Genomic DNA, 13,686 nt, shown 5'->3' with positions numbered 1-13,686 from the left:
ATGGACAATATATCAAAAATAGAATCAAGAGCATCAATAGCTGTAAGTAAATCAGATTATAAAAACTACTTTACAGGAGGAGAGGTAAGAATAGATATGCTTTATCCCCAAAGTGATGCAAAAACACATGGAGGTGCATATGTGACTTTTGAGTCAAAAGCTAGAACAAATTGGCACTCTCATCCAGCTGGGCAACATATTATAGTAAGTTCTGGAGTTGGGTACTATCAAGAATGGGGAAAACCTATTCAAGTTATAAAAGCAGGAGTTGTTGTTTGGATTCCAATAGGTGTAAAACACTGGCATGGAGCATCTAAAGATATAGCTATGACACATCTAGTAGTAACTGGTACAAATCAAGATGGAAAAAATGTTGATTGGTTAGAAGCTGTTAACGATAAACAATACACTAGTAACTAAGGACAAAAAATGAGGCAATTAGTCAAATTATTTTTATTTCTACCACTTTTTATTTTTGCAAATGAGAGTATGGGAAGTGATAAAATAAAATCTTTAAATAAAAAAGAGCAATTAGAAGATTTTATTTTAATTCTAAATACTAAAGTTGGGAAAAATGAAGCAAAAACTGCAAACGATATTTTACAAGAAGTTTTGAAAACCAGAAAATAATTATTTTAAATTATAGGGAAAAATTATGTGTGAAGAATCGAACAAAAACAAAAGAAGAGACTTTATAAAAAAAACCACAATGATTGGTGCAGGTTTAGTTTTTTATAAACCAGCAGATATTTTAGCAAATGAAAAAGGATATATAATGAATAAAACAATAAAAACAAAAGCTTACGCAGCATTCGATGAATCAGGCGTAATTAAGCCATGGGAGTTTGAAAGAAGAGCTGTAGGTGATGATGATATTTTAATTGAAATAAAAGCAGCAAGTATTTGTCACTCTGATATTCATCAAGAAAAAGGACACTGGGGAAAACAACAATATCCACAAGTCCCAGGGCATGAAATTGCAGGAATTATTACTCAAGTTGGAAAAAATGTAACTAAGTTTAAAGTTGGTGATAGAGCTGGTGTTGGTTGTATGGTTGATGGTTGTACTACTTGTGAAAATGAAGAACAGTATCAATCTGATACTTTGTTTACCTATGGATTTCCAGATAAAAGAGAACCAACTGGAATTAGCCAAGGTGGTTATTCAACTCATATAGTTGTAAGAGACCATTTTGCAGTGCATCTTCCTGAAAATCTTAGTTTTGAAAAAGCAGCTCCACTTTTATGTGCGGGAATTACTACATATTCACCAATAGTAAATGCACAAATTAAAAAAGGAGATAAAGTTGCCGTTGCAGGTATTGGTGGGTTAGGTCATATGGCTGTAAAACTTGCAGTTTCAAAAGGAGCTGAAGTATATGCATTAACAACAACAGCAGACAAAGTTGATAGCATAAAAGCAATGGGTGCAAAAGAAGTTATTGTAGTAGATGATACTAAAAAATTACAACAATATGCTGGACAAATGGATTATTTGATTTGTACTATTCCCTATCAATTTGATGTTGCATCTTATGCCCGTGTTGTTAAGCCTTACGGATACTTTACCTTAGTTGGTATGCCAGAAGATTTCAAAATCACTTTAAATAACCTTGGTTTAGCAGCAAGTAGAGTTAACTTTAATGCTTCACTTATTGGAGGAATGAAAGAGACTCAAGAGATGATAGATTATTGTGCAAAACACAATGTTTTACCTGAAATTGAAATGATTAAAGCCCAAGAGATTACACAAGCTTGGAAAAATATCGTTGATAAAAAAGCACGATATAGATATGTAATTGATACTGCAACAATTTAAAAGATTTTGAGATTAAGTATGAAACAAAAACTATTAATCATTTTTTCATTATTACTATTTTTACAAAGTTTTATGACAATTACTGCAAATGAAATAAAACAAAAGAATAAGGATATGGGCAATAAAATTACAATTACAATAGGTCAAAAAGAATTTGTTGCAACGCTAGAAGAAAATGAAACAGTAAAAGAATTAAAAAAAAGGCTACCACTATCTATCACTATGAATGACCTACATAGCAATGAAAAGTATTATCACTTTTCAAAAGCTTTGCCAACAGACAGTTATAGCCCTAAGTTTATAAATGCTGGAGATATAATGCTTTATGATAATTACAGTTTAGTTCTTTTTTATAAAACTTTTTCTACACCATATAGGTATACAAAGATAGGTCATATTGATGATACTCATAGTTTAGAAGAAACTCTTGGTTCAGAAGATATTGCTATCACATTTGATCTCAAATGATTTTCTTATCACTCAATTATACATATTAAGGTACAAGAAATACTCTTCTTGTGCCTATCTATCACATAGCAAACAACTTTAAAATATTATTAGGAAAAACATGAAGAAAAGAATAAAAATTAATGAAGAATCTTCTGTTCCACTTTGGGGAGCAGTTTGGGCAATGTCATTATGTGCAATGGTTTTAGTTGCATCAGAATTTATGCCAGTAAGTTTACTAACACCAATAGCAAGTGAGTTAGCAATCACAGAAGGTCATGCGGGACAATCTATATCAATATCAGGGCTATTTGCATTAGTTACGAGCCTTTTTATTACATCAATTATTGGACATACAGATAGAAGAAGCGTATTACTTTTTTTTACAGCCTTAATGGGTGTAGCAGGGGTAATGGTAGCATTTGCACCTAATTCAAATATATTAATGATTGGTCGAGCTGTTTTAGGTATTTGTATTGGTGGGTTTTGGTCTATGTCAGCTGCTACAATTATGCGCCTTGTACCTAAAGAAATTGTACCAAAGGCATTAGCTATCTTAAATGGTGGAAATGCCTTAGCAACTACAGTTGCAGCTCCTTTGGGAAGTTTTCTTGGTGGGATTATTGGGTGGAGAGGAGCATTTTTTTGTATTGTTCCAATTGCTGTTATTACTTTCATCTGGCAATATAAAAGTATGCCACACTTGCCTGCACGGCATGTATATGGACATAGACCAAAGCTTAGTAGTGTATTTAAACTTTTAAAACAATGGAAGGTTACTTTAGGAATGCTTGCAACAATGTTCTTTTTTATGGGACAATTTGCACTATTTACTTATCTTAGACCTTTTCTAGAAATACATACAGGTGTAGATGTTGAAACACTATCACTAATTTTATTAGCTATGGGTGTATCAGGTCTTATAGGAACTTTTGTTATTGGAAATATTTTAAAAACAAGACTTTATAGTTTACTAATTATCATTCCTTTTTTAATGATAATTATTGTAATTTCTCTTCTTTATTTTGGAGATTCTTTATTAGCTGTATTTATTCTTATGAGTTTTTGGGGACTTTTGGGAACATCAGCCCCAGTTGCTTGGTGGACATGGCTTAGTAAAACTTTACCTAATGATACAGAAGCTGGTGGAGGATTGATGGTTGCAGTTGCACAATTGGCTATTACCGTAGGTGCTGCAGGTGGAGGTTTACTTTTTGATATTTACGGTTATGAAATTACTTTTGTATTTAGTGCAATCATTTTAGCAGTTGCCACACTCATGGCAAGTGTAACTGCAGTTTATACATATAAAAAAGAAAAAGCATAATAAAAATTTAAAGGATTACTCATGCTTAAAACTAAGTACGAGTAATTCTTCTAATTTAAAAAAAGATTTACATCTTCTAAAGTATCAATATCCCTACAAAAAGTTTTTTTAAGCTCAATATTTATACAAGCCTCTTTTTGTAAAATTAATTTAAAATATAACGCCTGTTGATTTTTCACACAATTTTATAAGTTCTTCTTAAGCTTTAATATCATTAGCTTTTGAAGAGTATAAAGTCTCTTGAAGATGATAGAAATATTTCCCACTCATCTTTGCATCACTATTTGTTGCTAACCATACTTGAGTAGCACTTCCATCTTCTAAACTATCTGGTGCATTATAATTACTCATTTTTGTTCTTACCCATCCTGGATCAACCACATTGACATAGACATCTTTCCATTTTCGAGCAAAGAATAAACTCAACATCAAAATATAAAGTTTAGATGTTGAGTAATCAACTCCTATTTCTAAACTCAAATTTAAAATATTTATTTTACCTTGTGGATGCATATTTGAACCAATATAAATGAGCCTTTGAGGTCTATTTATAAGAACTGTAAGCATGTAAGGCGCTAAAACATTTACTTTAAAGATGGATTCATTAGAAGTATGAAACAGCCCAGCATTATGAATAATAGTGTCAAGATTGCCTAAATTATTGACCTCTTTGGCTAATGATTTAATTTCTTCAAAATCACTTAAATCTCCCACAATAACCTTAACTTTTCCCATTTCTTTATATATATGTTTTGCGCGAGTAATGTCTTTGGCATGAAATATCACTTCGTGCCCCTGTTTTATAAGCATTTTTGCTACATAAAGTCCAATTCCATCACTGGAACCTGTTATAAATATTTTTTTCATAAGCTCTCTTATTGGGTTATTCCACTTTTCATATCTTCAACGGTATCAATATCAATAGAATACTTTTTTTCTAAACTTATACTAATGCATTTTTCATTCTTTAAAATTGATTTTGCTCCATAATCTTCTTTTAATTTGAGTAATCTTTCATAGTATATTTTTGGGAAAATAGCTGGGACTGTAGAGCTTTTTGAATTTTCATATTGTGTTGCTATTATAGTTTTATTATTCATAGCATTTTTTAATGATTGTAAATGTTCAATTGGAACAAATGGTTGGTCACAAAGTATTATCAAACTATTTTTATAGTTTTGTGTGTGTTCAATTCCAAAAGAGATAGAACTTCCTATACCTTTTTCATAATCTTTATTAAATAATATATTAATATTAAAATTTTCTAACTCTTTTTTACAAGCCTCTTTTTCATATCCAAGTATCATAAAAACATCAGAAGACAGAGCTAAAGCTTTTTTGACTGTAATTTTTAAAAAAGTTTCTTCTCTATATTTTAATAACTGTTTTGTAATATTTCCTAATCTTGAAGATGTTCCAGCAGCTAAGATAATAATGGCTAAATCTTTAGATTTTTCCATTTTTTCTAGCCTCAATTTGTGAGCATATTGATAAAGCAATAGATTGATGAGTGTTCCCACCAATCTCCAAACCAATAGGAGCAAAAAATCGTTTGTCATTTTCTAAAGCAAACTCTTTTTTTATTCTTTGCATATTCTTTTTATTTCCCATCATTCCTATATAATTCATATTTGAATTAAGTAATGCTTTTAAATACATATCATCCGTTTTTGGATTATGACTTAAAATAACTGAAGCATTATATGAACTTAAATCCATATCTAAAATATTTTCTATACTTTCAAGTTCCAATAAGGTATCAGCTTCTTTTACAAATTCTTTATGAATCTTTATATCTATGACTGTTGTTTCCCAACCCATTAAATTTGCCATAAGAATCAAGGAAGTAACATGAGCTCCGGAGCCAAAAATCAAAAGAGAATAAGTTTTTTTTATATATTCATTAATTTTGTCATAATTTTTTTCATAAAAAAATGGTTCTATTTTATATTTTGAAGTTCCATGACCTGAGGATTCATCTTGTGGGATTGATTCAAAAGTAAATATTTGACCAGTTTTTAAAGCTTCTTTTGAAGATTCTATTATTTTATTTTGTAAAAACTTACTTCCTAAAACACCTGCAAATTCATCATTTGAATTTACAAGCATTTTATTTCCAACTTTGGCATAAGTAGAACCCTGTGTTTCAATAACGCTGGTTACTACAACATCAAGTTTTTTATCTTTACAATATTGAATAAACTTTAAATGTTCTTTATCTTCAAACATGAACTTATCCCAATTTAATTGGAAAACTTGTGTATCTTTTTCCCGTTGCATCTGCTATTGCATTTATAACTGCTGCAAACATTGGAGGAACTCCAACTTCACCGATACCACCAATTTTTTCTCCAGAATTTATAATCTCAACTTTTATTGAATCAGGTGCATCTTTTATTCTATTTACTTCATAATCATAGAAATTGTTTTGGTCAACTGCTCCATTTGTTAATGTAATTTGTGCATATTTTGCATATCCAATTGTAAAGTTAACAGCACTTTCAATTTGATTTTCAATTCCTAGTGGATTCATTGCATATCCACAATCAACTGCACTCCATACATTTTGTATTCTAAAATCATTATTTTCAACTTTTATTTTTATTACATAAGCAACAATACTTCCAAAAGATTCTGCAATTGCAACTCCATAACCACTATTTTTTTCGCGTTTTTCCCAATCTGACTGCTTCGCAACATTTTCTAAGAGTTTTATATATCTTGGATTTCTTAAATTTTTAATTCTAAAATCAAGTGGATCCATATTTAAAGCATTGGCTGCTTGGTCAATGATATTTTCTACTACTGGTGCTGAAACAGTATGTCCAACTGAACGCAACCATAAAACAGTTACAGGTAAATCTGGACAAAATGATTTTAAATCATGACTTGATATTTTATATGGATGATCTTCCAAACCTTCTCTTTGCGTTCCATCAATACCATTTTTAAACATAAATTGTTCAAAAGGTGTACCTTTTGTTAAAGATTGATTTATAAGATTTGCTTTAAAACCTGTAATATTTCCATCTTTATCAAGAGATAATTTTGCATTAGCATAACTTAGTGGTCGATAATATCCCATTTTTATATCATCTTCTCTTGTCCATAAAGTCATTATTGCATAAGGTTCATTTTTTGATACATAAGCGGCATCTTTAATAAAATCAGCAGTTGGATTTGCTCTTCTTCCAAAGCTACCTCCTAAATAGTTCGTATAGTATTCAACATTTTCTTTTTTTACTTCTAAAATTTCTGCACATACATCTCTATAGATAGTTTGCATTTGACCACCAACTGACATATAAGCAGAATCTTTTTTATGATGTACTGTACAATTAATTGGTTCCATAGCTGCATGGGCTAAATATGGAAAAATATACTCTGCTTCTACAATTTTATGAGCATTTTTAAAAGATTCATCAATATTCCCATCTTTTCTCATAGTATTATTTTCTTTTGTTAGATAATCTTTATACTCTTTGTCCAAATCAGATGAACTTACATTTGCAAACTCTCCATTATCCCAAACTACTGTTATTTGCTCCATAGCATTTTTTGCTTGCCACCAATGTGATGCAATTACAGCAATTTTTTCATTTGGAAGTTGTTTTATTTTTAAAACTCCTGGCATATTTTTAGCTTTAGAGTCATCATAACTTTTTATTTTAGCTCCAAAAACTCTTGGTTGAACAAGTGATGCATATTTCATATCTTCAACTCTTACATCAATTCCAAAAATACCTTTTCCAGTAATTTTTTCTTCAACTTCAATAGGATGTCTTTTTAATGATTTACCCATAAGTCTATATTCTTTTGGCTCTTTTATTTTTACATCAGTTGGTAATTGCATTTTTTTAATATCATCTACTAAATTACCATATGAAAGTTTCTCTTTTGTTCTTTTATTTATCACATAAGAGTCTTTTGTCTCTATATCAAATAATCTTACTTGCCATTTTTTAGCTGCTGCTTGTTTTAACATTAATCTAAGAGTAGCTCCCACTTCTCGAACTCTTTGTTGTTGAGTCTTAATACTCATTGAACCACCAGTAATCATCATAGGCATTCCTGGAATATTAAATACATCTTTAACAGGGGCTGGTTCAAAAATTATTTCATCCCATTTTGCATCTAATTCATCTGCAATACATTGTGAAATTCCAGTATATATACCTTGTCCCATTTCAACTTGACCTAAGAAAAAAGTGATGGTATTATCTTGAGCGATTGTAATAAAAGCATTTGGGTCTAATACATTACTTTTTTCAATAGCTGCAGCTTTACCTTTTATAGGTAAATTAAATCCAATAATAAATGCGGATGTTAAGAGTGTACTATTTTTTATAAATTCTCTTCTTTCTAATTTCATCTTTTATCCTTTCGCTACAGTCGAAACTGCTTTTAAAATTTTGTTATATGTCCCACATCTACAAATATTTCCATTCATTACTTCTTTTATTTGATCACTAGATGGATTCTTATTTGATTTTAAAAGAGCACTTGCATTCATAATTTGACCTGGTTGACAATATCCACATTGAGCTACATCATGTTCCTTCCAAACTATTCGTAAAGCTTTTAGCTCTTTATCTTCTTTATTTTCAATTGTAGTTATCTTTTTCCCTATAGCTTCACTAAGAGGAGTTGAACAACTTCTAATTGCTTTATCATCTAAAAGTACTGTACATGCTCCACATTGAGCAACTCCACAGCCAAATTTTGTTCCTGTCATATTTAGATAATCTCTTAATACCCATAATATTGGTGTATCTTGTGGAATATCTTTTAATTCATATTTTTTATCATTTATAATTACATATTTCATTTCTTCTCCTAATAATATAAAATCTTATCTATTTTATTATAGATAAATATGAAAATTTTCAATAGAATAATTATCTAAAATAATTGCCTATTCCTCTAAATATATATTTCTTAATGAAGAATTCTTATATGTGGAAAATAAAAAGTTGATTTCCAACCAAATTTTTAGTAACTAAAATATTACCAACCTCCACCTAATGCTCTATATGAAGATACTACAGATTGAAGAGAGAGACCAGTTATTTTAACTACACTTGCTTTTATTTCTTTAACTTATTGAGTATTTTGGGGTTTTATGGCATACACACTTATTGGTGGAACAGCACTGATTTTACTATTTTTACCAGCACTTTATGTAGCTTGGTTTAAAATAAGACCAATTCAAAAGTAGTTGTTTATTTTAAAGGTTGTTTTACTCTTTTGTAGAACAACCTTAAAAGAAAAATATATGAACTAAGCTAAATTACTATTATCAATATTTAATATATCATTATCAATTTTTATTGAATATGACATACAAGGTAAGATACAAAAGTAAATGACTATTTTTAAAAACTAAAAGCTTAAAAAGGCTTTTAGTTTATATACAAGATTTTATTTGATATTTTCTCTGCCAATACTCTATCATGGGTAACTAATAATAGAGATAATTTATCTTCTTTTACAATGTCAAGAAGTAAATATATTATTTCTTGCTGGCTAATTGGATCAAGTCTTGATGTTACTTCATCTGCAAATATAAAAATAGGTTTTAGTAATAGTACTCTTATTATTGCTATTCTTTGAAGCTCTCCTCCTGAAATCTCATCAGGTTTTCTATCTAATAGTTCTTTTTTTAAATTTACTTTTTCTAATAATTTATAAACTTCATTCATATTTATGTTGTGAACTTTGATTAAATCTTCAAAACTATTTTTTAGTATTTGGTTTGGTAAAAATGCACTTGGTGGTTGTTGATAGATTTTTTGATAATGTATATTTTTTGATGATAATGGTTTGTTAATTTTTCCATTATCAGGTTCTCTAAGACCAAGTACAATATCACCTAAAGTGCTTTTCCCACTTCCACTATTTCCAACTATTGCTGTGATTTCTCCTCTTTTTAATTTAAAATTTAAATCTGAAAATAGCTTTTTATCATTGTATGTTTTACTTAAATTTTTTGCTTCAATTACAACTTCATCTATAACTTCACTTTTTTCAACTTCCCATTTTGATGTTTCACTTGATAATAACTTTTTTGTATAAGGGTGTTTTGGATTTGAAAATAATAATTCGCTTTTATTGTATTCTATAAGTTTACCATTTTGTATTATTCCTAAATTATCTTTTAAGTTTTTAGCAATATCTATATCATGGGTTATTACAAATACTAACTTTTTATTCTCGATTTCTTTATTTAATCTATTTATTACACTATTACATAAGTGTTTATCAAGCCCTTTTGTAGGTTCATCGACAAGTAATACATTGCTATTAAAAGCATGTGTAATAGCTATGGTTACTCTTTGTGACATTCCACCTGAGAGTTCAAAAGGGTAGGCATTTTTAGAATTATCCAATGAAACTTCTTTTAAATCATGAAGTGCTTTTTGTTTTGAATCTTTTTCATGGTGTATATATTTATGCACTTCACTTACTTGATTGATAACATTCATTGTTGGGTCTAAAGCTCTCCATGGTTCCTGAGGTAAATATGCAATCTCTTTTCCCCACAGTTTTTTTCTATTTTTACTTGAAAGTTTGAGTATGTCTTGACCATTTAATATAATTTTTCCTGTAACATTAAACTCTTTTGGTAAAGTTCCCATAACTGCATCAATTATCAAAGATTTCCCAGAACCAGATTCTCCTAATAAAACCAAAGGCTCTTTTTCACATAAAGATAAATTTATATTTTCTACTAAAATTGAATCCTTTAAAGTGATAAATAAATCAATAATTTCTAATTTTGAGCCCATTAGAATCTCCTTTTAGAAATCAATTGTAAAGATAAAATCAATAAAAATATAAAAAATGAAGGAAGTAATATTAGTGTTACTTTTTCATCAAAATATGGCATAAACTCTACAATCATACCACCTAATTCTGCCCTTGGTGGATGTAGACCAATACCCATTGCACTTAATGTTGATATTGCAATAATTGCAGTACTCATAGCAAAAGTAGCAAGAGTAAATAATATAGGAAATAATTGTGGCAAAATTTGTTTTTTCAAAATATAAAAAGTAGAAAAACCTAATAATTTTGTTGATTCAATATAAGGCTGTACTAAAATAGTTTTTGTTTTTACCCTAGTTACTCTAAAGAACTCAACCCATAATGATAAAGATAATCCCAAATATAATAATAACAAATTACCTGGATCAAAAGCTACTAATAATAAAACTAATAATAAACCAGGAAGTGAAAGAATAATATCAGAAATTAAAATCAAAATCTTTTCTATTATTCCCTCTTTATATGCAGCAAATATTCCTAATAATATTCCAGGAATAGCAGCAGTTAACATAGTAATAAAAGCTAATATAAAAGATAATCTAGTCGCATACGCAAGTCTTGTTAACATATCTCTTCCATACTGATCTGTTCCTAATAAGTTTGAAGAATTAAAATCTGCTAATGCATTCATGAGATTTTGTTTATTTGGATCAATATCTGTAAGAAGTGGAATAAATATAATAAATAAAAATAAAACTATTAATATGCTATATCCTATAAGTGATGAATTGATTTTATTAAGCATTCTTAATCCTTAATCTTGGGTCTAAAGTACTAGTTATCATATCTGTGAAAAAATTTATTAATATAAAAAATAGTCCCATAACTAAAACAGTACCTTGTATCATAGGAATATCTCTTGCAATAACTGCATGAACTAAAGCATGACCAATACCTGGAAATGCATAAATTGATTCAACTATTACAACTCCCTCAATTAAATATATTGATTGTAATCCCAAATAAGCTATAACAGAAATAGAAGCATTTCTAATTCCATGCCTATTGATTAGTGTTAAATCTGTAAGACCTTTATATTTACCATAAGCATAATATGAAGAATTAGAAACTTCTAACATAGATTCTTTTATAAGTCTATTTGAAACAGCCGCTAATCCTAATGCTAAAGTAAGAGAAGGAAGAACTAAATACTTCCAGTTTTCAAATCCAGCTGGAGGCAATATTCTAAAATATATACTAAATATGTACATTAATAAAAGTCCAAGAATAAAAGGTGGAATGGCTCTAAATAAAATAGAAAAGAAAAAGCCTAACTTATCTATAATCCCATTATTTTTTGCACCTGAATAAATACCTAAAGGTATAGCAAAAATAAGGGATAAAAGAAAAGAAAAAAAGGCTAAATATAAAGAATAACCCATTTGCGTTTGAATCTCATGGATTACTTTTTCTCCACTTATTAGTGAGTACCCTAAATCAAATTTAAAAAGTTGATATAAAGAATCTAAATAGGCTTGAAACATAGACTTATCAAGTCCTAATTCCATTCTCACACTTTGAGCAATTTCAGCTGTTACTCCATCAGGACCATATCTTCCCGCTGCAATTTTTAAAGCGGGGTCTCCGGGAAGTAGCTGCATCATAATAAATGATACCGTACTGATAAGTAACACAAGCATTAAAACTTGTATTACTCTTGTTATAATTATTTTCTTCATTTAACTATTTATCTAACTTAATATCTGATAAGAAGTAGTTCAATTCAAAAGGGTCTACTTTTAAGTTTTTAATCTTTTTGTTTGAAACAACTGCTAATTCTGACCATGCAACTGGAATAACGGGTAAATCTTCATACATAATTTGAGTGATTTTATTATGTAAGTCTTTGTTGTCTTTTTTTCTTAATTGAGCTAAATATTTAAACATTTTTTCATTTGTCCAATTCATTGCTCCCCAATCTGCTCCACCTCTACCATAATCTTGAAGTAATGTCCCTAGTGGATTAGGAATCAATGCAAGGTTTCTACTCATAAGTGCTAATTCTAAAGTATTATCTTTATGTTTTCTTACAATCTCAGTATAACTATCAATTAAAACTTTTACATCAATACCTACTTCTTTTAATTGTGATTGAATTGCAGTAGCTAAAACAGGAAGATCAGGTCTATTGGGATAAGTATTTAAAGAAAGCTCAAATTTTTTATTATCTTTATATCTATATCCATCAGATTTTAATACCCAACCAGCTTTATCTAAAAGTTTATTTGCTTCTGTAATATTCTGTTTTATTGGTTTTATATTTGTGTTATTCCATAATTTCATTGATGGTGGGAAAAGTTGATTAGCAGCTAAGTTTTCATTTTTTAAAATAATTCTAGCCATATTTTCTCTATCTAATGCTAAGCTAATAGCTCTTCTTACATTAATATCTTTTAGGAAAAATGAAGCAAGATTGACTTTTAATAATTTTGCTCTAGGAATAGTTACAATTGTTGTATTCAAGGTTGAATCTTTTTTCAAAGATTTTAAGGAAATTGGAAGTAATGAATAAGCAATATCTGCTTCGTGACTTTTTATCATAAGTGACCTTGTTTCACCTTTTCCTACTGACAAATAAGTGATATTTTTAATATTTGCTTTACCTTTCCACCACTTGTCAAATCGTGTAAGTTTTATTTTTAATGGAGCAGTCAAGCTTTTTATTTGATAAGCACCTGTACCAATTACTTTTATTATTTTTCCTTCTTTATCAAAAGAGTTTTTTGATAAAATAATAGTACTATAATGGGCAAAATATGCTGGCAATGCACTGAATTGTGAACTTAATTTGATTTCTATAGTGTTATTTACAGCATGAATACTTTCTATTGGAAGATATCTTAATATGCTTTTTTTCAAAAGATTTTCTCTTGTTAAATTGTACTCAACAATTTTTGCATCTAATTTTGTATTATCTTGGAATGCAACATTTTTTCGAATATCAAACTTCCAAAGTAAACCATCTTTTGATACACTCCAACTTTTTGCTAAACCTGGAATTAAATTTCCTTTTTCATCCGTTGATACGAGTGTTTCTGCAACTTGCATTCTTGAAAAGATAAAACCAGATTGTGTTGGTTCTATCCCTGAAATCTCCCATGGTCCGATAACTTTGATATCTTTTGCCTCTAAAGACAAGACCATAAAACAAATTAATAATATCAGTTTTAATCTATTATTTTTTAACATTAAATTTTTCCTTTATTTTATAACTTTTCCACTAAGAGTTTTGAAATAAGTAATTCCATAATAGGACTTACTTATA

The 13,686-nt window shown here is 29.1% G+C and carries 14 protein-coding genes; 5 read left to right on the top strand and 9 right to left on the bottom strand.

Going from position 1 to position 13,686, the window contains the following annotated elements:
- The 5 genes from CRU95_RS08925 to CRU95_RS08905 all read left to right on the top strand — a co-directional run bounded on the left by CRU95_RS08925 (position 1) and on the right by CRU95_RS08905 (position 3,593).
- Positions 1–420 (top strand): cupin domain-containing protein, encoded by a 420-nt coding sequence (locus CRU95_RS08925; protein WP_258238668.1) that lies wholly within the window; start codon positions 1–3, stop codon positions 418–420.
- Positions 421–429: 9 nt separating this feature from the next.
- The gene (locus CRU95_RS08920) at positions 430–630 is read left to right on the top strand and encodes a hypothetical protein (RefSeq protein WP_129100793.1); all 201 of its coding nucleotides are present in this window, start codon (positions 430–432) and stop codon (positions 628–630) included.
- Positions 631–655: 25 nt separating this feature from the next.
- A complete protein-coding gene (locus tag CRU95_RS08915; RefSeq protein WP_129100792.1) occupies positions 656–1,819 on the top strand; it encodes an NAD(P)-dependent alcohol dehydrogenase in 1,164 nt (387 codons plus the stop codon).
- Between the two features lie 18 nt (positions 1,820–1,837).
- Positions 1,838–2,287 (top strand): cyclophilin-like fold protein, encoded by a 450-nt coding sequence (locus tag CRU95_RS08910; protein WP_129100791.1) that lies wholly within the window; start codon positions 1,838–1,840, stop codon positions 2,285–2,287.
- 100 nt (positions 2,288–2,387) lie between these two features.
- Complete coding sequence (locus tag CRU95_RS08905) at positions 2,388–3,593, top strand: MFS transporter (protein ID WP_258238667.1); 1,206 nt, start codon at positions 2,388–2,390, stop codon at positions 3,591–3,593.
- Between the two features lie 198 nt (positions 3,594–3,791).
- On the opposite strand, the gene CRU95_RS08900 is transcribed toward CRU95_RS08905, so the two are convergent.
- The 9 genes from CRU95_RS08900 to CRU95_RS08855 all read right to left on the bottom strand — a co-directional run bounded on the left by CRU95_RS08900 (position 3,792) and on the right by CRU95_RS08855 (position 13,610).
- Positions 3,792–4,460 carry an SDR family NAD(P)-dependent oxidoreductase gene (locus CRU95_RS08900; protein ID WP_129100790.1) on the bottom strand — a complete coding sequence of 223 codons (669 nt, stop codon included), beginning with the start codon at positions 4,458–4,460 and terminating at the stop codon, positions 3,792–3,794.
- A gap of 8 nt (positions 4,461–4,468) precedes the next feature.
- Complete coding sequence (locus CRU95_RS08895) at positions 4,469–5,053, bottom strand: nucleotidyltransferase family protein (protein ID WP_164969757.1); 585 nt, start codon at positions 5,051–5,053, stop codon at positions 4,469–4,471.
- Entirely contained in the window at positions 5,040–5,873 is an 834-nt protein-coding gene (locus tag CRU95_RS08890; protein ID WP_129100788.1) for an XdhC family protein, read from the bottom strand. Before CRU95_RS08890 ends, CRU95_RS08895 begins: the two co-directional genes overlap by 14 nt.
- Entirely contained in the window at positions 5,827–7,965 is a 2,139-nt protein-coding gene (locus tag CRU95_RS08885; protein WP_129100787.1) for a molybdopterin cofactor-binding domain-containing protein, read from the bottom strand. Before CRU95_RS08885 ends, CRU95_RS08890 begins: the two co-directional genes overlap by 47 nt.
- A gap of 3 nt (positions 7,966–7,968) precedes the next feature.
- Positions 7,969–8,421, bottom strand: coding sequence for a (2Fe-2S)-binding protein (locus tag CRU95_RS08880; protein ID WP_129100786.1), 453 nt, complete (start codon positions 8,419–8,421; stop codon positions 7,969–7,971).
- A 574-nt stretch (positions 8,422–8,995) separates the two neighbouring features.
- On the bottom strand, positions 8,996–10,381 hold the full coding sequence (locus tag CRU95_RS08870) for an ABC transporter ATP-binding protein (RefSeq protein WP_129100785.1): 1,386 nt from the start codon (positions 10,379–10,381) through the stop codon (positions 8,996–8,998).
- Positions 10,381–11,166: an ABC transporter permease gene (locus CRU95_RS08865; protein ID WP_129100784.1), complete on the bottom strand. Its 786-nt coding sequence runs from the start codon at positions 11,164–11,166 to the stop codon at positions 10,381–10,383. Before CRU95_RS08865 ends, CRU95_RS08870 begins: the two co-directional genes overlap by 1 nt.
- Entirely contained in the window at positions 11,159–12,100 is a 942-nt protein-coding gene (locus CRU95_RS08860) for an ABC transporter permease (protein WP_129100783.1), read from the bottom strand. Before CRU95_RS08860 ends, CRU95_RS08865 begins: the two co-directional genes overlap by 8 nt.
- 4 nt (positions 12,101–12,104) lie before the next feature.
- On the bottom strand, positions 12,105–13,610 hold the full coding sequence (locus CRU95_RS08855; RefSeq protein ID WP_129100782.1) for an ABC transporter substrate-binding protein: 1,506 nt from the start codon (positions 13,608–13,610) through the stop codon (positions 12,105–12,107).
- Between the last annotated feature and the right edge of the window lie 76 nt (positions 13,611–13,686).

The organism is Arcobacter sp. F2176 (assembly GCF_004116465.1).
Classification (GTDB): Bacteria; Campylobacterota; Campylobacteria; order Campylobacterales; family Arcobacteraceae; genus Arcobacter; species Arcobacter siniprincipis.
Note: the sequence above shows the minus strand (reverse complement) of the source record. Positions and strands in the feature narration are given on the sequence as shown.

Coding starts and splice junctions, on each gene's coding strand:
- CRU95_RS08885 (WP_129100787.1), bottom strand. CDS start 7,965: ATGAAATTAGAAAGAAGAGAATTTATAAAAAATAGTACACTCTTAACA.
- CRU95_RS08925 (WP_258238668.1), top strand. CDS start 1: ATGGACAATATATCAAAAATAGAATCAAGAGCATCAATAGCTGTAAGT.
- CRU95_RS08895 (WP_164969757.1), bottom strand. CDS start 5,053: ATGGAAAAATCTAAAGATTTAGCCATTATTATCTTAGCTGCTGGAACA.
- CRU95_RS08855 (WP_129100782.1), bottom strand. CDS start 13,610: ATGTTAAAAAATAATAGATTAAAACTGATATTATTAATTTGTTTTATG.
- CRU95_RS08910 (WP_129100791.1), top strand. CDS start 1,838: ATGAAACAAAAACTATTAATCATTTTTTCATTATTACTATTTTTACAA.
- CRU95_RS08905 (WP_258238667.1), top strand. CDS start 2,388: ATGAAGAAAAGAATAAAAATTAATGAAGAATCTTCTGTTCCACTTTGG.
- CRU95_RS08900 (WP_129100790.1), bottom strand. CDS start 4,460: ATGAAAAAAATATTTATAACAGGTTCCAGTGATGGAATTGGACTTTAT.
- CRU95_RS08920 (WP_129100793.1), top strand. CDS start 430: ATGAGGCAATTAGTCAAATTATTTTTATTTCTACCACTTTTTATTTTT.
- CRU95_RS08865 (WP_129100784.1), bottom strand. CDS start 11,166: ATGCTTAATAAAATCAATTCATCACTTATAGGATATAGCATATTAATA.
- CRU95_RS08870 (WP_129100785.1), bottom strand. CDS start 10,381: ATGGGCTCAAAATTAGAAATTATTGATTTATTTATCACTTTAAAGGAT.
- CRU95_RS08880 (WP_129100786.1), bottom strand. CDS start 8,421: ATGAAATATGTAATTATAAATGATAAAAAATATGAATTAAAAGATATT.
- CRU95_RS08915 (WP_129100792.1), top strand. CDS start 656: ATGTGTGAAGAATCGAACAAAAACAAAAGAAGAGACTTTATAAAAAAA.
- CRU95_RS08890 (WP_129100788.1), bottom strand. CDS start 5,873: ATGCAACGGGAAAAAGATACACAAGTTTTCCAATTAAATTGGGATAAG.
- CRU95_RS08860 (WP_129100783.1), bottom strand. CDS start 12,100: ATGAAGAAAATAATTATAACAAGAGTAATACAAGTTTTAATGCTTGTG.